Origin of the sequence: Limnoraphis robusta BA-68 BA1 (assembly GCF_034932365.1) — a bacterium.
Lineage (GTDB): Bacteria > Cyanobacteriota > Cyanobacteriia > Cyanobacteriales > Microcoleaceae > Capilliphycus > Capilliphycus robustus.
This window is the reverse complement of the sequence record NZ_JAYGHR010000074.1, coordinates 76,220-99,739: the sequence shown is the minus strand read 5'-3', so window position 1 is coordinate 99,739 and position 23,520 is coordinate 76,220. Positions and strand designations below refer to the sequence as shown.

The 23,520-nt window shown below is 41.3% G+C and carries 21 protein-coding genes and 1 other RNA gene; 17 read left to right on the top strand and 5 right to left on the bottom strand.

Annotated elements, in window-relative coordinates:
* The coding region (locus VB836_RS21525; RefSeq protein WP_323222379.1) for a tetratricopeptide repeat protein at positions 1 to 975 on the bottom strand (975 nt) is incomplete at its 3' end.
* A 125-nt stretch (positions 976 to 1,100) separates the two neighbouring features.
* Between VB836_RS21525 and VB836_RS21520 the strand changes: the two genes are divergently transcribed.
* Positions 1,101 to 1,436: a XisI protein gene (locus tag VB836_RS21520; RefSeq protein WP_323222377.1), complete on the top strand. Its 336-nt coding sequence runs from the start codon at positions 1,101 to 1,103 to the stop codon at positions 1,434 to 1,436.
* 68 nt (positions 1,437 to 1,504) lie between these two features.
* Here the strand turns inward: VB836_RS21520 and VB836_RS21515 are convergent, their stop codons facing one another.
* Entirely contained in the window at positions 1,505 to 2,707 is a 1,203-nt protein-coding gene (locus VB836_RS21515; RefSeq protein WP_323222374.1) for a phosphoglycerate kinase, read from the bottom strand.
* Between the two features lie 168 nt (positions 2,708 to 2,875).
* Between VB836_RS21515 and VB836_RS21510 the strand changes: the two genes are divergently transcribed.
* Both VB836_RS21510 and ylqF read left to right on the top strand, forming a co-directional pair.
* Positions 2,876 to 3,292: a universal stress protein gene (locus VB836_RS21510; protein WP_323222372.1), complete on the top strand. Its 417-nt coding sequence runs from the start codon at positions 2,876 to 2,878 to the stop codon at positions 3,290 to 3,292.
* A 300-nt stretch (positions 3,293 to 3,592) separates the two neighbouring features.
* Entirely contained in the window at positions 3,593 to 4,426 is an 834-nt protein-coding gene (gene ylqF, locus VB836_RS21505) for a ribosome biogenesis GTPase YlqF (RefSeq protein ID WP_046280702.1), read from the top strand.
* Positions 4,427 to 4,573: 147 nt separating this feature from the next.
* Here ylqF and VB836_RS21500 read toward each other — a convergent pair whose 3' ends face one another.
* Positions 4,574 to 6,289 (bottom strand): polysaccharide deacetylase family protein, encoded by a 1,716-nt coding sequence (locus tag VB836_RS21500; RefSeq protein ID WP_323222370.1) that lies wholly within the window; start codon positions 6,287 to 6,289, stop codon positions 4,574 to 4,576.
* 229 nt (positions 6,290 to 6,518) lie between these two features.
* Between VB836_RS21500 and VB836_RS21495 the strand changes: the two genes are divergently transcribed.
* Both VB836_RS21495 and VB836_RS21490 read left to right on the top strand, forming a co-directional pair.
* Positions 6,519 to 7,610, top strand: coding sequence for a metallophosphoesterase family protein (locus tag VB836_RS21495; protein ID WP_323222368.1), 1,092 nt, complete (start codon positions 6,519 to 6,521; stop codon positions 7,608 to 7,610).
* A 106-nt stretch (positions 7,611 to 7,716) separates the two neighbouring features.
* Positions 7,717 to 9,072, top strand: coding sequence for a DUF3370 domain-containing protein (locus tag VB836_RS21490; protein WP_407659722.1), 1,356 nt, complete (start codon positions 7,717 to 7,719; stop codon positions 9,070 to 9,072).
* 83 nt (positions 9,073 to 9,155) lie between these two features.
* On the opposite strand, the gene VB836_RS21485 is transcribed toward VB836_RS21490, so the two are convergent.
* A complete protein-coding gene (locus tag VB836_RS21485) occupies positions 9,156 to 9,362 on the bottom strand; it encodes a hypothetical protein (RefSeq protein ID WP_046280700.1) in 207 nt (68 codons plus the stop codon).
* A 579-nt stretch (positions 9,363 to 9,941) separates the two neighbouring features.
* Between VB836_RS21485 and VB836_RS21480 the strand changes: the two genes are divergently transcribed.
* The 12 genes from VB836_RS21480 to VB836_RS21425 all read left to right on the top strand — a co-directional run bounded on the left by VB836_RS21480 (position 9,942) and on the right by VB836_RS21425 (position 18,694).
* Positions 9,942 to 10,208, top strand: a complete 267-nt coding sequence (locus VB836_RS21480) for a YciI family protein (RefSeq protein ID WP_046280238.1) — start codon at positions 9,942 to 9,944, stop codon at positions 10,206 to 10,208.
* Between the two features lie 28 nt (positions 10,209 to 10,236).
* An RNA gene (gene ffs, locus VB836_RS21475) (signal recognition particle sRNA small type) lies at positions 10,237 to 10,333 on the top strand.
* Between the two features lie 27 nt (positions 10,334 to 10,360).
* On the top strand, positions 10,361 to 10,732 hold the full coding sequence (locus tag VB836_RS21470; RefSeq protein WP_046280237.1) for a phasin family protein: 372 nt from the start codon (positions 10,361 to 10,363) through the stop codon (positions 10,730 to 10,732).
* A 106-nt stretch (positions 10,733 to 10,838) separates the two neighbouring features.
* Positions 10,839 to 11,249: a hypothetical protein gene (locus VB836_RS21465; RefSeq protein WP_046280236.1), complete on the top strand. Its 411-nt coding sequence runs from the start codon at positions 10,839 to 10,841 to the stop codon at positions 11,247 to 11,249.
* Between the two features lie 112 nt (positions 11,250 to 11,361).
* Positions 11,362 to 12,750 carry a DNA phosphorothioation system restriction enzyme gene (locus VB836_RS21460; RefSeq protein WP_046280239.1) on the top strand — a complete coding sequence of 463 codons (1,389 nt, stop codon included), beginning with the start codon at positions 11,362 to 11,364 and terminating at the stop codon, positions 12,748 to 12,750.
* A 213-nt stretch (positions 12,751 to 12,963) separates the two neighbouring features.
* Positions 12,964 to 13,206: a hypothetical protein gene (locus VB836_RS21455; protein ID WP_046279314.1), complete on the top strand. Its 243-nt coding sequence runs from the start codon at positions 12,964 to 12,966 to the stop codon at positions 13,204 to 13,206.
* On the top strand, positions 13,203 to 15,269 hold the full coding sequence (locus VB836_RS21450) for an AAA family ATPase (protein WP_323222362.1): 2,067 nt from the start codon (positions 13,203 to 13,205) through the stop codon (positions 15,267 to 15,269). The genes VB836_RS21455 and VB836_RS21450 overlap by 4 nt, the downstream gene beginning before the upstream one ends.
* Before the next feature lie 76 nt (positions 15,270 to 15,345).
* The gene (locus VB836_RS21445; protein WP_152964936.1) at positions 15,346 to 15,753 is read left to right on the top strand and encodes a hypothetical protein; all 408 of its coding nucleotides are present in this window, start codon (positions 15,346 to 15,348) and stop codon (positions 15,751 to 15,753) included.
* 280 nt (positions 15,754 to 16,033) lie between these two features.
* Positions 16,034 to 16,894: a UDP-3-O-acyl-N-acetylglucosamine deacetylase gene (gene lpxC / locus VB836_RS21440; protein WP_323222360.1), complete on the top strand. Its 861-nt coding sequence runs from the start codon at positions 16,034 to 16,036 to the stop codon at positions 16,892 to 16,894.
* A 74-nt stretch (positions 16,895 to 16,968) separates the two neighbouring features.
* Entirely contained in the window at positions 16,969 to 17,475 is a 507-nt protein-coding gene (gene fabZ, locus VB836_RS21435) for a 3-hydroxyacyl-ACP dehydratase FabZ (RefSeq protein WP_046279319.1), read from the top strand.
* 112 nt (positions 17,476 to 17,587) lie between these two features.
* On the top strand, positions 17,588 to 18,403 hold the full coding sequence (gene lpxA, locus VB836_RS21430) for an acyl-ACP--UDP-N-acetylglucosamine O-acyltransferase (protein ID WP_323222357.1): 816 nt from the start codon (positions 17,588 to 17,590) through the stop codon (positions 18,401 to 18,403).
* An 87-nt stretch (positions 18,404 to 18,490) separates the two neighbouring features.
* Positions 18,491 to 18,694, top strand: coding sequence for a hypothetical protein (locus tag VB836_RS21425; protein WP_323222356.1), 204 nt, complete (start codon positions 18,491 to 18,493; stop codon positions 18,692 to 18,694).
* A gap of 207 nt (positions 18,695 to 18,901) precedes the next feature.
* On the opposite strand, the gene VB836_RS21420 is transcribed toward VB836_RS21425, so the two are convergent.
* A complete protein-coding gene (locus tag VB836_RS21420) occupies positions 18,902 to 23,440 on the bottom strand; it encodes a zinc-ribbon domain-containing protein (protein WP_323222354.1) in 4,539 nt (1,512 codons plus the stop codon).
* Positions 23,441 to 23,520: the final 80 nt, after the last annotated feature.

The following is a 23,520-nucleotide window of genomic DNA, read 5'->3' as shown; positions in this document are numbered from 1 at the left end:
GTTGAAGTATTCGAGGGCCTGTTGTTTGTCTCCCAAAGCATCGTAGACCAAGCCAATATTGTTGAGAGTGGTGGCTTCCCCCGCTTTATCCCCCACCTGTCGGCTTAAAGGAAGGGATTGGTTGTAGAAATCGAGGGCTTGCTGTTTGTCTCCCAAATCATCGTAGACACGGCCAATATTGTTGAGAGTGGTGGCTTCCCCCGCTTTATCCCCCACCTGTCGCCTTAAAGGAAGGGATTGGTTGTAGAAATCGAGGGCAGTTTGTCGGTCTCCTAAAGCATTGTAGACACCGCCAATATTGTTGAGAGTAGCTGCTTCCCCCGCCTTATCCCCCACCTGTCGGCTTAAAGGAAGGGATTGGTTGTAGAATTTGAGGGCTTGCTGTTTGTCTCCCAAAGCATTGTAGACAGCGCCAATATTGTTGAGAGTGCCTGCTTCCACCGCTTTATCCCCCACCTGTCGGCTTAAAGGAAGGGATTGGTTGAAGTATTCGAGGGCCTGTTGTTTGTCTCCCAAAGCATCGTAGACCAAGCCAATATTGTTGAGAGTGGTGGCTTCCCCCGCTTTATCCCCCACCTGTCGGCTTAAAGGAAGGGATTGGTTGTAGTAATCGAGGGCAATTTGTTTATCTCCTAATAAATCAGAAATTCTACCCAGTCCTAACAAACTAACCGCTTGTCCTTTCAAGTTTCCTGCTTGCTGATAAAGTTGTAGCGCCTTTTCTAAAGCTACAATTGCCTGTTTATAAGATTCTGCTGTCCCCTGTTGAAAGAGTTCAAGTCCCTGATTAAATAATCTTTCTGCTTCAGCATTGGGGTCTGTTTGGGCGATCGCTTCTCCCCGATGCAGGGTTGGGGGTAGGGTTAACACAGGGAAACCCAAGTTCAACAGAAAGATGCTGTTAACGCTGAGAATAGATAGCCACAGTTGGGGTAGACGCATGAATGGGATTTCCTCACCGCAAGAACCACTCATCACAATATATATCTGGTGTTCGGGAGGTTATGCAAATGGGGACAGAGGTCAAGGAATTTCTCTCAGCCTAGCAGAGTTCGGTAAAATTAAGTTGTCGTTTCCATAATGTTGGCAGGAATTGAAAGATGGATAAGTTAGAACGCTATCGCCAATGTATCCGCCAATTTATGACTGACCAAAGTGTTGGAGAAAGTCATAAGTCCGATGTGGAGTGTCAACTGATTTTTGATGGAGAACATGATCATTATCAATTGCTAGATATTGGATGGCAGGGACTCAAGCGGGTTTACAACTGTTTTATTCATCTCGATATTAAAGATCACAAAATTTGGATTCAACGCAATCTCACAGAGGTTAATATTGCTCAAGAACTGGTTAATCGGGGAATTCCTCCCGAAGATATTGTTTTGGGTTTACATCCACCCTACAAACGACCTTATACTGGTTATGCTCTATCTTAAAAAACCCGGTTTCTCAGAGAAACCGGGTTTTTGGGATCTTACCTAAAAATGATAATTTGAGTTAGAAATTACGCTTCGTCTAAAGCAGCAATACCGGGTAATTCTTTCCCTTCTAACAACTCCAGACTCGCGCCACCGCCTGTAGAAATATGGCTCATTTTTTCGCCTAAACCCAACTGTTCAACCGCAGCAACGGAGTCACCGCCACCGATAATGGTTGTTGTACCTGTTCCCGTCAGTTCAGACAAAGTATAAGCGATCCCTTCAGTTCCTTTGGCAAACTTCTCCATTTCAAATACACCCATCGGGCCATTCCAGATCACCGTTTTGCAGTCGGCTAAAGCATCTTGGAAAACTTTCACCGCATCGGGGCCAATATCCAAACCCATCCAACCATCGGGAATAGCTTCGACGCTAACGGTTTGAGAATTGGCTTCTGCATCGAATTTATCGGCGACAATCACATCTGTCGGAAGTAGCATAGTAACGCCTTTTTCCTTGGCTTTGGCTTCTAGGGATTTCGCCAATTCGATTTTATCGTCTTCAACCAGAGATTTACCCACACTCAAGCCCCGTGCTTTGTAGAAGGTGAAAATCATCCCACCGCCTAACAGCAGTTTGTCACACTTGTCGAGTAAGGCTTCAATCACACCGATTTTACTGGATACCTTAGAACCGCCAATAATCGCCGCTAAGGGACGTTTTGGTTCATCAATAGCGCCTTTGAGGAACTGGAGTTCTTTTTCGATCAAATAACCCGCCACACAAGGACTGAGGTATTTAGTCACGCCTTCAGTGGAAGCATGGGCGCGGTGGGCGGTTCCGAACGCATCATTAACGTAGAGATCCGCAACAGACGCTAATTGCTTGGCAAATTCAGGATCGTTGTCTTCCTCACCTGGATAGAAGCGAACGTTCTCCAGAAGGGCAACATCGCCATTATTCATCGAGTTGACAACGGCTGCAACTTCATCACCGATACAATCGTCACATTTTTTAACGTCTTGACCCAACAGTTCAGACAAACGAACCGCAACAGGCGTTAACCGCATAGAATCAACAACCTTAGCCTTTGGACGTCCAAAGTGGCTGGTGAGGATCACCTTGGCACCTTTTGAGGTCAAGTCTTGAATCGTCGGCAGAGCAGCGCGAATCCGAGTATCATCTGTAATGGAACCGTTGTCAATTGGCACATTAAAGTCCGCCCGCACCAGTACCTTTTTACCGGATAAGTCTGATGCCGATAAATCTCTTACAGTTTTCTTTGTCACCGGGTTAACCTCCTAATTGGTTATTATGATCGAGTTCAAATGAAATCGGGGCGGAGCTGCTGACTAATAGCCGAATAAGCTGTCCATCACTCTATTGATGATAGATTTACATCAATAACCGTTCACAGTAAACATTTTACCGGACTCCGCGACTTGGAGAGGCGTGTTATGTTTAAGACTGTTTTACTTCCTATCGATCAAAGCCGAGAAGCCCGTGAAGCGGCGGATGTTGCCCTTAACATTGCCAAAACTTACCAGGCGAATCTTTTTATCCTCGCTGTTCTAGAACCGGACGAAACAGAAACGGGTGAACCTCCTCATTCGGAGAAAATGACGTCTGAAGAAGCGGTTCAGAAATTGCTGACAGAAGCCCAAGCCATGTTTGTCAGTGCGGGTATCGAGGTGAAAACTCTCGAACGTGAAGGGAAACCTGCTTTTACCATCTGTGATGTCGCTGATGAAATAGAGGCGGATCTCATCGTTATGGGAAGCCGAGGGATCGGTTTAGCGGAAGGGAATATTGCTGATAGTGTCACCAACCGCGTGATTAATCTCTCTCCCTGTCCCGTTTTAGTTGTTCCCTAATACAGTGACCAGTGACCAGTGACCAGTGACCAGTGAACAGTGACCAGTAAACAGTGAACAGTGACCAGTGACCAGTGACCAGTGACCAGTGACCAGTGACCAGTGACCAGTGACCAGTAAACAGTGACCAGTGACCAGTGACCAGTGACCAGTGACCAGTCAACAGTCAACAGTGACCAGTGACCAGTCAACAGTGATAACTGATAACTAATAACTAATAACTGATAACTGTAAAAGCTGGTCACTGTAAACTGATAACTGATAACTGTAAAAGCTGGTTACTGATAACTGTTAACTGTAATGGCAATTCAATGGTATCCCGGTCACATCGCTAAAGCTGAACGCAGCCTCCAAGAACAACTCAAACGGGTTGACGTCGTATTTGAGGTGCGGGATGCTCGTATTCCTCTGTCAACACACCATCCTCAAGTTCCTCAATGGGTGGGAAGCAAGGCGAAGGTGTTGGTGCTTAACCGCATGGATATGATTTCCCCAGAAGTCAGACAACAATGGGAAGATTGGTTCATCGAACAGGGCGAAACGCCTTATTTTACCAACGCTCAACAAGGGCAAGGGGTGGCTGAGATAGCAAGAGCCGCTCAAAAAGTGGGGGCGGAGGTGAATGAAAAGCGCCGTACTCGCGGTCTGCTTCCTCGTCCGGTTCGGGCGGTGGTGATTGGGTTTCCCAATGTGGGAAAATCGGCTTTAATTAATAGACTCTTGAAGCGAAAAGTCGTTGATAGCGCCAGACGTGCCGGGGTAACGCGATCGCTTCGTTGGGTGAGAATTTCCGATCAAATTGAGTTATTAGATGCGCCGGGAGTGATTCCGTCTCAGATTAAAAATGAAGAAAAAGCGTTAAAATTAGCCATCTGTGAAGATATCGGCGAGGCGGCTTATGAAAACCAAGAAGTTGCTGCGGCGTTGGTAGAGTTTTTACTAGATTTAGGATTAGAAAAGAAGCTGGGCGATCGCTATAAACTCGCGGTGGATGACATGACGGGAGTGCTTTATTTAGAACAACTTGCAGCTCATTCTTATCAAAATGATATTGAACGCACTTCAAGGCATATTTTAAATGATTTTCGCAAAGGGTTATTAGGGGCGCTTCCGTTAGAATTACCGCCTGATTAATCTTGTGTAGGGGCGGGTTCAAATCGATTTAGAACTTCCCACAAACAATTTCTATAAACCCGCCCTGTTAGATTTTATCAGCTTTTCCGGTGTTGTGAACTGTAGGTGCAAGGCTTGCGCCCTCGGTTAATTAGAAAATGCTATATTTCACTGTTTTGCCATCATACAAGTCTGATTAAAAGCAACTTCAGGCGATATTAACGCAACTACATGAGGAACAGGTCGAGGAACATATTGTTTAACCATAGACTGTCCTTGAAACGCCATAGAAGTGCTGGCACCGGAATCTAACATTACCGCATCTCGAAAGCCAATTTGTGCTAAAATTTGACTGAGAGAAACTGAATCAATTCGTTTAGCTGTTATCCCAATCATCGGTTGACCACTGCGATGAATTCCCCAAAAAGCACGATGGCGAGGTGCATCAAAATCAAATAATCCTCCAAAGCTTTCGGGAGATTGAGGTTGAGAATTTTTCACTAAAAACCCGCCTGCAACAAACGCATCCGTCACGTTATAAACCTCTGCTTGAATTCCTTCTAAAGTATTATGTTTTTCGGGATTAAAGGGAATAAATCGAACAGTATCAGAACCAATTAAAATTAAAGGTCGGTTTTTTAATTTACGATTTTCACTGTTATTTCCGGGAATAAACTCTCCCGTTGTTTGACTCAAAACAGGCCCGATCATTTGATTCGTTGTCAGTGTTTTCATTGAGAAAAAACCGCCATCTACTCCGGCAAAAGCGTTAGTTTTTTCTAAAATTTCTTGAACTTGATAACGGCTATCTGCATGAATGGTCATCGGTTTTCCACCTGAAACTAAAATTAATGAAGCCTGATCAAGATTGACTTCATTTTTGACAATAGGAGCGTTAAAATCAAAGCCTGTTTTTTCTGTGGGTAACTGCATTCCTCCCCAAGACTGATCAATCGCTTTTTCTAAACCAGACTGACCAAAACGGTCAATAGCCAGTAAACTTTTTGATTGATTACTGAGAATATTTTTATGATTTTTCATTGTTAAAGCGGCTTCATATCCCGCAGCTTTTACCCAAGCACTAACCCGCTCATCATAGTTTCCTTCTGGATAGGTAAAATAATCAATCTGAATACCGAGTTTTTCTTCTAAAATCTGTTTGGAATTAACAATTTCTTTCTGAAGTTGGCTATCAGATACTGTGGTTAAATCTTTAGGATGAGTGACGCTATGGGAAGCAATTGTCATTAAAGGATTGGCTGCCATTTCTTGAAGCTGTTCCCAGTTTACGCTGGAACGTCCTACAATTTTACCGTCTACTTTATCCGTATAAATTGAGAATACTGCCGGATAATTATATTGTTTTAATAGTGGATAAACGATATCATAGTGACTGGAGTAACCATCATCAAAGGTTAATACAATTGGCTTTTCAGGTAAAGATTTTCCGGTTTGTAAATGTTGGGTTAACTGTTCAATGCTAATGGGAGTTAAACCGTTTTCTTGAATGGATTCTAAATGCTGTTTAAATTGTTTGATTGTCACATCAAAAGAGACTTGTTTCTGGGGTAAAATATCGTGATACATGATCACAGGAACTCTGGCTAATCTCGCTTGTTCGTGAATAGTTGGCCAGGGACTTAGATGATTATTCGCCTGAACCATCATTTGATGTCCAATAGTATGAATAATCCTAGCTAATGCGATTTCAGGATTGACAATCCAATTAAAAATTTGGGAAAATTGACTAACAGAAGTTTCTGACTGTGAATTTTGATCGTTTTTGCAAGTCTTAAGAGACTCCGATGCAAAGGAAGGTAAAGCCATTCCCATTGATAACATTAAAAGCAAACTTAAATAGAATTGGGACAGGTTGATACGCATAGCTTTTTCTATTTTAACAAAAAATCCAAGTAACAGGTTGAACAACTTACGCCTGAAACGCTCAGAGGTATTCTCGTATTAGATTAAGCAGTTGAGGGATCTAAAGCAGTAGGTTTTTGTTTAAACTTTGATTAACGAGAGATTAAACTTTTTTCTCGGATGAGATTGGGAATTTTTATGATATTATCAATCTTTAAATCATTAATTTTGAACTGTTTAAAAATAACAAATGAATTTTAATCGTCGTAAAATTATCATTTTATTAGGCAGTATTTTAGGAGTCGGAAGTGCGATTTATCTTGGTAAAAGCGACACAAATCAAGATAATCAATTCGTTAATATATCTGAGCCTGAACCCCCTTTACCGCCCTTGAAAATTGCACCGGAAGGTTTATTCGCTCCGGTTAAAGGAGATGTAAGACTGGTGATTATAAGTGATTTAAACAGTCGCTATGGTTCAACAACTTATGAACCGCAAGTAACTCAAGCGGTTGCTTTAATTCCCCAGTGGAAACCGGACTTAATATTATGCGTGGGTGATATGGTAGCCGGACAAAAACTATCCCTTTCAGAAGCCAATATTCAAGCGATGTGGGAGGGGTTTGAACGGGATATTGCCAGTCCTTTGCGTCAAGACAAACTCCCTTTTGCAATGACAATGGGAAATCACGATGGGTCAGGAACTCTCAGTGATCAAGGACAGTTTATCTTTGAAAAAGAACGTCGTTTAGCACAAGCTTATTGGAAGCAGCATAAATCTGATTTAAACCTGAATTTTATTGATGACAGTGGGTTTCCGTTTTATTATAGTTTTCTACAGAATGAAATATTTTATCTGGTTTGGGATGCGTCTACTTTTAACATTCCAACTCAACAAATCAATTGGATAAAAAACAGCCTCGCAAGTTCACAAGCAAAAACGGCTAAACTGCGAATTGTCATGGGACATTTACCCCTTTATGCGGTGGCGGTTGGACGAGATAAGTTTGGAGAGGTTCTCACACAAGCTGAAGAATTACAAACCGTATTAGAAGAAAATAACGTTCATCTTTATATTAGTGGTCATCATCATGCTTATTTTCCCGCTTACAAAAATAAATTAAAATTACTTCATACAGGTGCGTTAGGAAGTGGGCCACGTTCTCTGCTGAATAGTAATTTATCACCTCGAAATACTTTAACGGTTGTTGATATTAATTTATCTCCTCAAACCACAGTTTACACGACTTACGATATGAAAACGTTAGAAGTCATTAATCTTCGGGAACTTCCCGAGAAAATTGACAGTCTAAACCGTTGGGTATTGCGTCAGGAGGAATAGTAGCTGACGTACTCGTGCCTTTTCTCGAAGAAACCGGGTTTTTGGACTCTTACAAATGCTATAGTATCAAACACTCTACTTTTCAACTGTTCTGATTACAGAAATGATATTGCCTTTTTTGTTAACGTCTATTTTTTTCGCACAAACTGCACCTCCCGCTACAGAAATTATTCAACCGCAAGAGGTACGTCCGTTACCGGGTGAGTTAGATAATATTCCGGTTTTTAATAGTAATAGTCCTGAGTTGATTTTATCAGAAGGAATTTTACTTTCTACGTTTCCACCGGATAACAAAAGAACACCGGAAGCCCATTTGAATTTTCCGTTTAAAGGACGGTTTGATATTTTTGCTCATCATGTGGCTAAAGCACCGACACCGGAAGATTTACGAACTTTATATTTAGGAATTTTAGTTCATAATCCCGGTAATAAATCGGTAACAGTTAACATTCTACAAGCAGCGAGTTATTTAAGTCAACCGGATGCCCCGTTTATTGAACTTCCGGCTGTTGTTGATAATCCTGATAGCAGTGTTTTTGCAGGACCCGGAAGTCGAGTAATGAGTGATATTTTACAGGGAAAAAGACAGAATATTTTCCAGAATAAACTGGTTATTCCGCCTCGAACCAGTCGAATGTTACTTAATTTACCCATTCCCGTAAGAACCTTAGAACCGCCTTTAAATGGTCGTTCAACGTTAATGCGTTTAGAAAGTAATGGAGAGGTTTATCTTGCCAGTTTAGCCAAATTTGCCCGCACAGGACGAGATGGAAATGAAGTTTCTCCCTCGCTTCCTGAGTGGGAAAGTTTATTAATTAGAGGAGCGTTATCAACGCCTCGCGATCGCCCTCCAACGCCTCCCAATACTGATGTGAATCAGATGATTTATGGACGAGTCGCGGGAGTAGCGAGAGGTTCTGTTTGGAATGCTGAATTAGTTGATGGTTTCGGGGTTTCTCATTTAACAATTCCCCAACCGGGAGAGGCTTTTTCCTATGGAATAAGTACCTTACCGAGAGGTTTATTAGGAACAAACCAAAATCAAAGTGCTGAAATGTTAGTGCGTTATCCAGATACTGCCTATCAAGCACATGGAAATTATGCGATTCAATACAGTTTAGGTTTACCGCTTTATAACCCGACTGAACAAACAAAAACAGTCGTGATTCGTCTACAAACGCCTCTGAAAGAAGATCAACTCTCTCAAGGAGGATTGCGTTTTTTAGACCCAGTTGGCCCTCAAACTTTTTTACGAGGAACGGTTAGATTTCGCTATCTTGATGATGGGGGAAATCGTCAAACCCGATATGTTCATCTGGTTCAAAAACGAGGACAAATGGAAGAACCGTTAGTACAATTAGAAATAGAACCTCAACAACAGCGACGAGTAGAATTTGATTTTCTTTATCCTCCTGATGCGTCACCCCCACAGGTTTTAACAATCCAGACGTTAGAAGAATGAAAAAATTAATGACTGGTTTCTATTGAGACAAACTGTTGCGAAAATTGGGATTAACCTGTTGAGGTTTTGACGGTGAAGTGAAGTTAGCTAGACTGATTTTGATTCCAGGCTTCGCGGGATTCTTGACGAATTAAGCCTTCTTGCGCGGCGAGTTGTAAACTCACAAAAGCATCAAAGTCATCTTGACTGTATTTAGTCGTTTGGACTAACTTGCGAAGTTGTTCTTCGGCTTCTAGAGTTAGATAGCCTGTTTTCAGGGCTTCTTCGACTAATCGGTTGATAATACCCATATTGAAAATAATAGATGCGCTGATCTTACACAATTCAAAGTAGGGAATGCAGAGAGGAAAATGCAAGGGCTTTCTGTAAAGTTAAGATGCCAACTTTTTGACATACTCCTCATAGCTAAAGCCAGAGGATTCTCCAAACACGAGCGGATTTGGATTACTGGTTCATTGACAACCCTTACAGCCAACTGGTTTCCCAATCAACTCCAGAGGGGTGAGTCTCCCCAGTCGTTCATCTCATTTCAGAGATAGTTTCGGTATGCCCTACCGTACTTGAGAAAAAATGCTTTATTCTCTGTACTTGGTGCTTTAAGGTTTTATCTTGCCAAAGCATTTCTTGCAAGAACCCCATACCTTAAGTTTTCAAGGTTCATTGCATCGATTAGATGCTGGGTTTTTCAACTGGTTGAATACCCTGCCAGTAGAGTTATTATAGCATTTTTCCTGGCCTTATATCCCCATACCTAAAAGGTAGGGGCGTGTGCGGCAATTTTTGGTAAAGATTTTGTTTGGGAGTGTCAAAACAGCAGTCCAGAAATGTCAGATAATAGATCTAGAACCTAGCACTAATCGTTAACACAAATGCCCTGGTTTGTCAAGATAGAACAAGGAATTGTCGAAAAACCAGTCTTCGATCAGTATGTTCCGGCTCACATCGCCTACGTGAAAGACTTAATCGCCAAAGGACACAAAGCCAAAACGGGCTACTGGGGAAGGCGAGGCGGAGGAATGCTGCTGTTTGAGGCGGCTTCCAAGGAAGAAGCAAAGGCAATTGTTGAGCAAGACCCCCTGGTTCAAAATGGCTGCGTTACCTATGAACTTCTCGAATGGTGTGTTGTTGTCGAATAAATTGAAAATCTATGTTAAACTGATAAGTGACCTGGACCTACGCGATCAAGACGCCCAAATCTTGTCAGGACCGGAAGGTAGCAGCAATACGGGATGCTCTTGATAGGCGTAGTCTCCGGGTCACTTTTGTCTGTAGGCAGATAGGAGGCATTATGCAGCGAGGTTTAGGAGATCTCGTCCAGAAAGCTGTTTACTTAGGGGTTGGATTAGCGGCTTACGCAGGTGAGAAAGCGGCTAAAAATATGGCCGAGTTGCGAACCGAAGCCCAAAAACTCGCCGATGAATTGGTAAAGCGCGGCGAGATGACCACAGAAGAAGCCCGTCGCTTTGTCGAAGAGACCCTCAAGCAAGCCCAACAACAACCGAACCCCGCAAAAAATCCGACTCAACAACCCCCAGAACCTCGTCAAATTGAGATTATTGACGCTGAGGATGATCAGTCTCAATCAGTAGACTCTGCTGAACAGTTACGTCAACAAGTCGAAAAATTACAAGAAGAACTGCGTCGTCTTAAGCGAGAGTAAAATCTGCCGGGTTAAGGGAGATGGCAGTGTTATACTGGATTTTCAGATGAAGCCGATTTGGTGAGGCTTTGTCTGAACAATTGTTAGCACGCAGGCGGCAAATCCGATGGAAGATTGGTCAAAAAGCTTTTTTGAAGCAGTCGGAACGGCAGTTTATGAAGTCGAAAAGTTATTTGAAGAAGTAAGTAGAGACTGGAACCAAATGGTTGATGAACTGACCAAATTTTCAGAAGAAATTACCGAAGAAGTTCACAATAAAATCTTCCCCGAATTGGAAGAGTATTTTAATGAAATTGTCGAACCGATTCTCGACATCTATTTTGATCTAGAATTAGAATTCGATGAAAGTGAGTTTGAACCGTTTGTTACCTACGTTCATCCTAACTCTCATCAAAATGCAGCTTGTCGGGGTTGTCAACATTATCATGGCCAAGTTTATGGCGGCAATTTACTCGTCTGTGCCATGCACCCGACCGGGGTAGAGGATGAAACCTGTCCAGATTGGGAAGCACCCTAGAATTTGTCTTTTTAGCAGAAAAAATCTAGAAAGCAAGCCTGATCAAACTCTATTAGATAACAAAAATATAAGTTCGGAATTTTTCATTCCCTATTCCATTTTTTAGTAAGTGGTGAATCTACCAGTACAGGATACATCCCTGTTAGGAATTCCAATACTTCCGGCATCTATTCAACTGCGTTCTTATCAAAAACAGGCGGTTCAAAGCTGGTTTTCTAACCGGGGACGAGGAACTTTAAAAATGGCAACCGGAAGTGGTAAAACCATTACTGCTTTAGCGATTGCCACTGAACTTTATCAGAAAATTAATTTACAAGTTTTATTCGTGATTTGCCCCTATTGTCATCTGGTGACGCAATGGGCGCGAGAGGCGGAAAAATTTGGCTTAAAACCGTTATTGGCATTTGAAAGTGTTCATAACTGGCAACGTCAACTTTCCGCCCAACTCTATAATATTCGTTCCGGTTTGCAACCCTTTCTTACAATTATTACCACCAATGCGACGTTAATTTCAGAGAGTCTTCAGTCACAACTGCGGTATTTTCCCGAAAAAACTTTGATTATTGGCGATGAAGTTCATAACTTAGGTTCACCCCGTTTAGAGGAAAGTTTACCGCGAAAGATAGGGCTACGTTTGGGCTTATCTGCGACTCCTGAACGTCATTTTGATGAAGAAGGAACTGACTCTATTTTACAATATTTTGGTTCAGTTTTGCAACCGGAACTCACCCTCGCTGATGCGATTCGTCAGGGGGCTTTAGTTCACTATTTATATTATCCGATTTTAGTCGAATTAACCGAAGCCGAAAGTCGCGCCTATTCTCGATTAACGACTCGCATTGGTTGGGCGTTGATGGATGAAGAAAACCTGGAAAAAAATGAAACGATTACTGCTTTATTAATCCAACGGGCGCGACTCATCGGTTCAGCCTCTAATAAAATTAACGCCTTGCATCAATTGATGAAAAACCGTTTACAGACGACTCATACCCTATTTTATTGTGGAGATGGGAGTATGGATAGCAGTGAATATTCATCAACTCGTCAGTTTGAAGCAACGGTTGAATTATTAGGGGTAAAACTCGGTTATCGGATTAATACTTATACCGCAGAAACCCCGTTAATCGAACGAGAAAAACTCCGTCATCAGTTTGAAACGGGACAATTACAAGGATTAGTTGCGATTCGATGTTTAGATGAAGGCGTTGATATTCCGGCGATTCAAAATGCAGTAATTCTTGCGAGTAGTAGTAATCCCCGTCAATTTGTACAACGTCGGGGGCGAATTTTGCGCCCTCATCCGCATAAAGAACGAGCAACTTTATTTGATATGATTGTGCTGCCGCCAGACTTAGGGCGAGATACCTTAGAAGTCGAACGAAATTTGTTAAGAAAAGAGTTAAAACGGTTTTTAGAATTTGCCGATTTAGCTGACAACGCCGGAGAAGCGAGACTGCAATTATTAGAATTACAAAAGCGATATGGTTTGTTAGATCTTTGATTTTGTCGCAAAAAAGTTAACATAACTCCGATGAAATTCGAGTCATCATACAGTAAAATCTAGAAAGAATCCGATCCCCAATAATATCATGTCCGATTAATCGATTATCATTATGTAGGGGCGGGTTCTAGACTATCTCTGACATCCACGACTAAAGTTCAATAAACCCGCCCCCACCCCATAACAGCATTAATAAACCGGACATAGTATAACATGAGTTTGCAATATTCTGATAGTTTAATTTCCACAATTTCTAATGTTTTTGCCGAGAAAAAATCCTCTTATAACCCAAAAACAGAACCGAATAGCCTTCAAGATCCCCTGGCGGATGTCTCTCCCGAAGCCAAAGAAATCATTGAACGAGTTTTGCAAGCGGAACGGGATAAACTCTATATGAAAACGCCACGTAATATTAATGATGATATCCTGAAAATTATTAAAGAGGTGGTAAAATGAAACTGATTTCAATTCGTCTCTGCAATTTTCGTCAATTTTATGGTCAAACCCCAGAAGTTATTTTAGCCTCGGGAGAACGCAATACAACCGTTATTCATGGGAATAATGGGGCGGGAAAAACCACGTTAATGAATGCGTTTACTTGGGTGTTGTATGATAGATTTAGTGCGGCGTTTGCGGCTTCTGAATATTTGGTCAATAAAAGAGCGATCACGGAATCTGAACCCGGAAAACCTGTACTTTGTTGGGTAGAAATTGTGTTTGAACATGATAGCAAACGTTACCAACTGAAACGAGTTTGTCGGGCGTATAAAAACAATAAAGACATTGAACAAACGCCCAGTGAACTGTATATGCAAGTCGCCGGAGATGATGGACGTTGGACAATACCGCCGCAACATCCTGATGATATTGTGAATCGAATTTTACCGATTAGTTTACATCAATATTTTTTCTTTGATGGCGAACGAATTGAACAAATTGTTAGGGATGATAAAAAAGCAGAAATCGCCGAAGCGACGAAAGAATTATTAGGTGTAGAAGTGTTAAATCGAGCGATTAAACATTTAGGAGAAGCCAGAAAGTCTCTGGAAACGGATTTGAGTGTGATTGGAGATGCAGAAACGAAAAAATATATTAAAGACAAGAAAAAATGTGAACAAGAAATAGAACGTCTGAATAAACGTCAAACCGAAATTGAACAAGAGTTAGAACATCTCAATGAATTAAAAAGAACTTTAAGTAGTCGTTTATTAGACTTAAAAGGTGCTGGAGAACTGCAAAAACGCCGAGATGAACTCGAACAACAAGCGAAGTTAATTCGAGAACAACTGAAACAAGCCAATGAAATCATTCGTCGAGAAATTTCAACACGAGGTTATACGGTTTTACTCTCAGAAACGCTTCTGAAATTTAGAGAAAAATTTGAACAGTTGAGAGAAAAAGGAGAACTGCAAACCGGAATTACACAACAGTTTATTCAAGACTTACTCCATCAACAGCACTGTATTTGTGGAACAGAATTAACAGCAGGAACACCCAACCGAGAACAGGTAGAAAGCTGGTTAGGAAAAGCGGGAGTTGCAGACATCGAAGAAACCGCAATTCGCATGAGTACCCAAGTAGATGAAATTGAAAAACGAGTTCCTGAATTTTGGGAAAAAGTTGATCGACAGCAAGCCAACTTAAATCAAAATCGTGCAGAATTGTCTCGGCTAGAAACCCAACTGGATGATGTCAAGAAGAAGCTGAGAAGCTACCCTGACGAAGATATTCAGCAACTCCAAAAACGTTTAGATGAAGTCGAAGCCAAAATTAATCACCTCAACCGCGAAACCGGTTCAAACCAACAACAAATCGAAACTGCAAACAGTTCAGTGAGTCAACTGGAAAAACAGATTGATAAACAAAAAATGAATGAGATGAAACAAGTTATCGCCCAAAGACGGATTGAAAAAACTCAAGAGTCAATTCACTGCTTAACTCAAATTAAAGACAGATTAGATCAACAATTTCGTTGGCAATTAGAAAGCAGAGTACAGAATATTTTTAGTCGAATTTCTTTTACGCCCTATCTTCCTAAACTTAATGAGCAATATGAATTAAAATTAATTGAAACCACAGCCGGAGATGAAGCAGAAGTCGCTGCTTCTACGGGAGAAAATCAGATTCTCAGCTTATCTTTTATTGGTGGAATTATTGAAGGGGTGCGAGAATGGAGTCAAAAAAATACCCTCATGGGGCCAGATAGTAGCACTTTTCCGATTGTAATGGATTCTCCTTTTGGCAGTTTAGATGAAATTTATCGGCGTCAAATTGCTAAAATTATTCCCGAATTAGCAAATCAATTAGTTGTATTAGTCACGAAAACCCAATGGCGGGGAGAAGTCGCCCAAGAGATGGAAAAACGCATTGGAAAAGAATATGTTTTGTCTTATAATTCCCCAAAAACAGATTGTGAGGAAGATTTCATCGAGTCAGGGAGAGTTCGTTATCCATTAGTCAAACATAGTCCCAATGCGTTTGAATACACGGAGATTTTAGAAGTGACGGATGATTTTTAAAAAATATTTTTGATAAATATGCTGATTTTGAGGCGAAATATTCGTAATCAGTCAATAGCCGTCTACCTCAGTTCTGATGATGAATATCAAATCTATTGCTAAAACTCTTGCGATTGCTGTGACAACTTTAGGATTGGTACATTCTCCGCAAGCTGTTGCCCAAAATTCTCCTTTTTATTGGTCCTATATGGGAGAATCAATGGGACAAAAACTTTATCTTGATGTTTCCATGTACAGTATTCGTTTATATGACAAAGGAGAAACTTTATTCACCTATAAAATCGGGGATGAAATGATTTATGCTAAAAGCCATTGTCGCACTTGGCAGTGGTATATTCTTGGCGTTTCAAATCGTAATGAAATTGATAATATTACACCCCCGTCAGCGATTGGGAACGGAAACCTTTATTCAATTTATGATGCGACAACTGATGAAATGATGATGCGGGTTTGTACGGCTGCTTCTCTAATGTCAATCCCTTAGCTTCAACCCCAGTTTATCAAAAAAACCGGGATTTAAACTACAAAATTTAAGAATAAAGCTTGACAATAGGTAAACCTTTTTGGGGAACGCTACTGAGAAAGATATAATGACTAACTTTTTATCAAGAAGCGTCAACGCAGTCGGGCAAGATACATCCAAATAATTCAGTGGAATAACCGGATACCAGTTTTGAGTCCACAAAAATTGAGTTTCCATGATACTCTGTAGTCACAACTTTTGAGTTCTATGCTAACGCACCGTCAAGTTCGATCAAAACCCCATGACCGAAACCAGTCAACATACCCTAGCCGATGAAATTATTCAATCGGGTATCGGGTTACATAGCGGCTTAGAAACAACCGTTCGCATTTTACCAAGTTCTGCCGTCGGACGCTATTTTGTGCGGGTGGATTTACCCGAAAAACCGATTATTCCTGCAAAAATTACATCCGTTGTCTCAACGACGCTTTCCACTGAATTAGGGATTTTCGAGAAAATTAACCCGGCAAAAATTAGTATTCGTACCGTCGAACATTTATTATCCGCTTTAACCGCAATGGGAGTCGATCACGCCCGCATCGAAATTGACGGGCCAGAAGTTCCGTTGTTAGATGGATCGGCTAAAATCTGGGCAGAGGCGATCGCTAACGTTGGGCTGGCGATCACTTCCCAAATTTGCCCGACGATAGCCATTACCCAAGAAATAATCATTCGTCAGGGCGATGCTTTCGTTGTCGCTATCCCCTCAGATGAAACTCGCTTTAGCTACGGGATAGATTTTGAAAGCGCCGCAATTGGTCAACAATGGTACAGTTGGACGCCGCAACAAGAAGATTTTACAACCGCGATCGCCCCCGCCCGCACCTTCGTTTTACAAAAACAAGTTCAACACCTGCAACAAGCGGGATTAATCAAAGGCGGAACCCTCGATAACGCCTTGGTTTGCGGCGACGACCGTTGGTTAAATCCCCCGTTGAGATTTTCAAATGAACCCGTGCGTCATAAAATTTTAGACTTAGTAGGGGATTTGAGCTTGTTGGGAGTGATTCCTCAAGCTCATTACTTGGCTTACAAGGCAGGTCATCACCTACATACCCAACTGGTTCAACGCATTCAGCAAGCCGCCTTAGTCGCCCTCTGAAGCTTCTCTCGTTAACCGTTGCCCTAGCCGCCCAAAAGATGGGAAGCAAACTCTAAAATTGTCAACCTGAAAAAATGTCTGACGTGAAATCCGATCCTGTTGATTCTAACGCGATAGAAACCCCCAACGGCACCGCTACAACCGTAGTTCAAACTGTGATGGGTATCGAAGAAATTCAAAAGCTGTTACCGCATCGTTACCCCTTCGCCCTCGTTGATCGCATTATTGAGTATGAACCCGGAAAACGGGCCGTGGGAATCAAAAATGTCACCTTCAACGAACCTCATTTTCAAGGGCATTTTCCCGGAAAACCGATCATGCCGGGAGTATTGATCGTCGAAGCGATGGCCCAAGTGGGGGGTGTCGTGTTAACGCAAATACCCGATCTCGATGGGAACTTGTTCCTGTTTGCAGGCATCGATAAAGTCAGATTTCGCCGTCCAGTGGTTCCCGGTGATCAACTGATTATGACGGTTGACATCCTTTCTTTGAAACGGCGTCGTTTCGCCAAAGTCCAAGCCCTCGCAGAAGTCGATGGTAAACGGGCTTGTGAAGGCGAATTGATGTTTTCTTGTATTTAACTCATCAGCGTTGTCAGGTGATTTTAGAGATCGGATTAAAATGAACAGAGTTTTCCGGTTATCAATCTCCTGAAATCACCCAACATCACATACCCTAAAATTAAAAATCCCTATGCTCACCTTAATTCACCCAACGGCTGTTATTCATCCCAAAGCACAACTACACCCCAGTGTACAAGTGGGAGCTTATGCTGTGATTGGGGAAAATGTTAAGGTAGGGCGTGATACAACCATTGGCCCTCATGTGGTGATTGAGGGCTGGACAGAAATTGGCGATCGCAATCAAATTTTTCCCGGTGCAGTGATTGGAACTGAACCTCAAGATCTCAAGTATACCGGAGGGGTTAGTTTTGTTAAAATTGGCAATGATAATGTAATTCGAGAATATGTCACCATTAATCGGGCGACCTATGAAGGTCAAGCGACGATTTTAGGCAATCAAAATCTGTTAATGGCTTATTCTCACATGGCTCATAATTGTGTGATAGAAAACCAAGTGATCATTGCCAATGGCGTGGCGTTGGCGGGTTATGTTCACATTGAGTCTCAAGCCCGAATTAGTGGGCTGGTGGGTGTGCATCAATTTGTTCATATTGGTAAACTAGCAATGATTGCTGGATTGACGCGCATTGTTCAAGATGTACCCCCGTTTATGATGGTAGAAGGAACTCCCCCAAAAGTGCGATCGCTCAATACGATTGGTTTAAAACGGGCAGGTTTCACCCCAGAAGAATTAGCACTGTTGAAAAAAGCGTTTCGGATTTTGTATCGTTCCGGCTATCGACTCGAACAAGCGTTAGAACAGTTAGAATTATTATCCGATCATCCTCATCTACAACACTTAAGTCGTTTTATGAGATCAGCACTTACTCCAGAACGTCGAGGTTTAGTTCCAGGGAAACGCAGTTCATCGGGTTTAGAACAATAATAGCTATAGAATTTGTAGAGGGAAACCTGACTCGATGCGATCGCCTAAAATAGAGTCAAAGAATTACAGACCGAGGCTGACTGCTCTATGCCCGAAATCGTCGAAATTCCCCTAGAACTCACTCGCTTTCAACTGTCACCCGCAGTTCAAGCTCGTTTGCAATTTCTCTTAGATCGTCAGGACTCTGGCTATACCCTGTCTCAAGCCGAACGACAGGAAGCCGAGGGGCTGGTTGAATTGATGGAATTTTTATCGTTGTTACAGTTACGTTCAACACGAGTGAGCCAGTAATTGGGTTAACAGCAATCGGTCGAGCAACGGTTCAAGCCCTTGATTTGAATCGGTCAACTATGTTGGCAATTCGGGCAGAAGAGGAATTACTCGGTCGTCATCCACCCCCAGAAGATATCAATTCAGTAGAGGCTGATTCATAAGGTTAGAATAATTCCAAATCACAGCAAAAGAACTATCGATTCCCTGCCGATTATGCTAAGGGAACTAGAGATCAAGGATGAGTTGAGAAAGTTCGACTTCCTCGGATTTGATAGCTCGAATATACTGGAACTTCCATACTGGCGTATTTTCAATTATTCTAAAACCTGCTAGTTCAAGCTTCCTAACAAACCCTTGAAGATCTTTAATGTGGGATGTTACCTCATAAATCCAGAGTTGTCCATCAAGTTTGAGTGTCCGGGCTGCTTCTGCAATATAATCAGCACTGTTTAAACCCATCAGCGATAGATTAAACATAGCAACGTCTAGACAGCTATCCTCTAAAGGGACACGAGCAATATCACATTCGATGACTGAATCATTAATAGCAATAAAATCAAAGCTATGAACAATATGTTTACTAGCAAAAACTTTAGCAATTAGTGCTTCCCCACAACCAAAATCAGCCACAACTAAATCAGAACGTTTCTGAAGCCACTTGATAGCTTCCTCGTAAGGAATAACCGACCAAGTTTTTCGAGCATCTTGATAAAGGGTATGATATTGCATCCATTCTTCTGGATTGGCTTGCAAACGTTCGTAGGTAGTGTGACTGTAACTATTATTCCAACGGGCATTCATCCGGCTAAAGTCACCGTACTGAGCATTACGTCGCTGCACATCTATAGGATCAACATCTGGAAGTGGAACAAAGATTCTAGGGCGAATAATTGATTTTTGTTCACCTATTTTCAAGCGTTCTAACCATTGCCGCAGATCTCGAAATGCTTGAGATTCTGTGCGTAGCTGACCTTTAGGCATTACACCATCAACCGCAGCATCAGCAACCGTCTGTTTGTTTTGCAGCCGAGCTAAACGCCCTTCATCCCAACTCCAGCGTTCTCCGTTGTCTAAACCATAAGTTACAGGCATGAGGATAGTGAGGGTATCATGGGATTGTCCCTGACGATTTAAACGCCCTTCTAACTGCTCTAATTCAGCACTTGTCCAGGGGGGAATATTGAGAATTAGGCGATCGCAAACTCGTTGAAACCCATCAACACCAGTCGCCATTGCACTACTAGCAATCAAAATGTCAGTAGAACCATCAATAAAATTATTACGGCCACTCTTATCTCCTCCGATGTGGAAACCAACAGTCCATCCTGCTGCTTCAATTGCTTCTTTTAGTTGATCAACAATGCCCTCAACGTAATGAGTATAAACAATTGTTTTTGCTCGAAGTTCCTTAACAATTGTTGGAATTCTGGCACGGGTAAGAATCTGCTCCATTTTTAAAAGAGATGTACCTTCTTGCCGAATTTCATCAACCAAGTGAGTGCAATCAACTGGAATAGTAACCCTGTCAATTTGGATTTTGGGTTTAACCCTAGAACGAATTCCTAAAGTGACAAGTGCCTGATACAAACGCATACAGTTGTTGATTGTAGCTGATTCCCCTAAATCTGATCGTTCTATACCTGTCACCAACTCAACTAAACTTTTACCTTCTTTTAGGTTATTAATTACAGGAGTTGCGCTCATTCCCAGCACATGAAGATCGGGATTCTTCTCTGTTGCATTCGTAATGAGTGCAAGAACCATCTGTCGCCGCTTGGATGGGTCATTACTACGATGTTTACAGCGATGAATTTCATCCACAATGATCAGGTCAATTTTATATCGGTCTAGCAGTCGTCGGATCTGGTGAGGTGTTGAGGGTTGCTGGAACATTTCATGATTTAGCAGAATGTAGTGATTTCCCTCCTCAATATCTGACCAATGAGGATTAAAATTTTTGATTGTTACTCGACTATCTGGAAAAACGTGCTTGATTTCCCCATGCCAATTTTGCAGTGTATCTAACGGACAGATAATGATTGTAAGACGAGCATCAATAATCCGACTGCTAAGAATTCCACCAATTGTTTTCCCCGTTCCAGTTAATGATAGATTTAGCATTCGCTTTTGATTGCGTAGCCGTACCGCAGCCAACTTTTGCATTAAGTTTGGAGGGGTAATTTTGCCATTAACACGGAACGCCCAACCTGATGGAATTGACATATCTTGCGCCTGGTTATACTCGTCAAGAAATTGATCTCTTACCTGATGACCATAACCTTCATCCGAAAAAGTTTCTACACCTTCTACAGCAGATTCATCCTCAAAAACTTCTGCCCAAATTCGATTAAGCCTAGAAGCAATAAAGAAATCAATAGCTTCTTGATCTGCTGAAGCGACAACTTTACTATTTAGAAATTCTAGGCTTTTTTGTACTTTTACACTAGGCAGTTCATTAGATTCATTAAGTTGTTCTGGTGAATCACTGTTTGTTTCAAAAGTTTGAGAGGCTTTATCAACAACTTTAAGTTCAGAATCAGCTTTTAAATCTACATTTGAGACCGTCTCTACTTCTGAGATTTTGATTGTCTTCCCTTGAATTACCTCTCGAAGTTTCTGCCCGGAAAGTTTGCCCTTAATGATATCTTTGACAATCTTGAGTCCCTCGGCATTCTGTGTATCTAAAACACCTGATTGCTCAAATATTTTATACAGTTCAGCTTGGGTTAGGTTTGGAATATGAACTTCTAAACTAGCCACAAACTGACGAATTGCTTCTAAAGACCAGCCAAAACAACGAGCGCATCCGCTATTACCTAAATTCCATGATGCCTTAGTAATACTGCCTATTATAGTCTTCCACTCATATCCATCATGTGGACACTTAAACCAAGCTTTTTGTTGAGAACCTCTAGTTACCTTTTCAGGAAATATACTGAGTTGATTATTTTTTTCATAATCCCAATATTGAGCAACATATTCAGGATAAAGAGCAATTAATGATGTAGTTTTAGTGGCAATTTTACCGCTACAAGCTGGACAACCATTATTACCTAAATTCCAAGAAGGTCTCGTAATAGTATTAATCTGAGTTTTCCATTCATATCCATCTATAGGACATTTAAACCAAGCTTCTTGGTTAGATCCTTTAGTCAATGCTGTTGGTTCTAAACCAAGTTGGTTATTTTTTTCATAATCCCAATATTGAGCAACATAGTCAGGATAAAGAGCAATCAGTGAATTGGTTTCAGTGGAAATTTTACCTCTACAAGCTGGACAACCACTATTACCTAAACTCCATGATGCCTTAGTAATACTACCTATCCTAGTCTTCCACTCATATCCATCATGTGGACACTTAAACCAAGCTTCTTGTTGAGAACCTCTAGTTACCTTTTCAGGAAATATACTGAGTTGATTATTTTTTTCATAATCCCAATATTGAGCAACATATTCAGGATAAAGAGCAATCAGTGAATTGGTTTCAGTGGCGACTAACCCTCTACAAGCTGGACAACCACTATTCCCTTTTTTCCACGATCCTCTTGCGATCGCAGTTATTGTTGCTACCCACTCATAACCATCAATAGGACACTTGAAGAAAGCTTCTTTTTTCGATCCTATTGTTAATTTCATAGGATCGAGTTCTAGCTGATTATTTGCTTGATATAGCCAATATTTAGAAACCTGATCAGGAAATTCAATTCCAATAGGATTTGCTTTACCCCATTCCCCTCGCTTTCTTTCATGAGTCCCATTACAAACTTGGCAACCAGCATTACCCTTTGACCACTGTTGATTGATTGTTGAGGAAATTTGTGCTTGCCATTCATTTCCATCATGAGGACATTTAAACCAAGCCTTTTTATTACTACCTAAAGAAAGGGTTACTGGATCTAAATCAAATTCTTTATTTTTTTCGTAGTCCCAGTATTGACTAATCAGTTCAGGATAAACTTCTATTAAACTAGGCTGCTTTTCAGCCTTCTTTTTTCTACCTGCACACACCGGACATCCACTTGTTCCACTTTTAGTCCAACTTCTTCTTATGTCGTTTGGTTTCTTCTTCCAAGAGTGTCCATCAATAGGACATTTAAGCCAAATAAATTGGGTGGCACTCCCAGCCTGGATATCTTCAGGTTTGAGATCTCCATTCTTTTCGTAGTCCCATAATTCTGCAACTCTTTCGGGATAGAGAACAGCTAAACTCTTTAGATAAAATTCTTTCTTTAAGCGTTCTGCTTTTTCTTGTTCCGCGAGTGCTTTTGCTTCATCTTCAGCTAGTTTTTCTTTCTCACGTTCTTCCAAATACTCATAAAATGCAGGATTAATATCAAGAATCTGCCTCACTCTTTCTCTGCTTAATCCAAACTTATCTCCTATATCCTGATAACTGAGTCCCTGTTTATACAGTTCTAGAAATTGATTGCTTTTTTCAAGTGTTTTTTGCTTATTTATTGAATTTTTGCTTTCTTTTCTTGTTTCTGCAATAGGATTTTCTGAAGACTCATCAATAGTTGTTGCAGTGTTTATATCATTTTTGGTTCTTAGTCCTAGCTCGCACATTGATTTGCCCAACGGTGTCAAAACTAGCTGTTCTTCTACAAATTCAACTAAACCTCTACTTTCAAGACCAGAGATAAGCCGTTGATAATAAACAGAGTTTTGGATTGAAAGAGAGCCTCTGTATAAAGATTTGAGAAACATTTTCTGATTTTTTCCGAGACCCTGATATGCTTTTTTTATGTTTGGCTTATTGTTCACAACTTAAGCTTTTTCTAGATTCATTTTTATTTCTAGGATATCTTAATTTAGAACAAGTCGCCTCAGTGGTTTTACTGAAA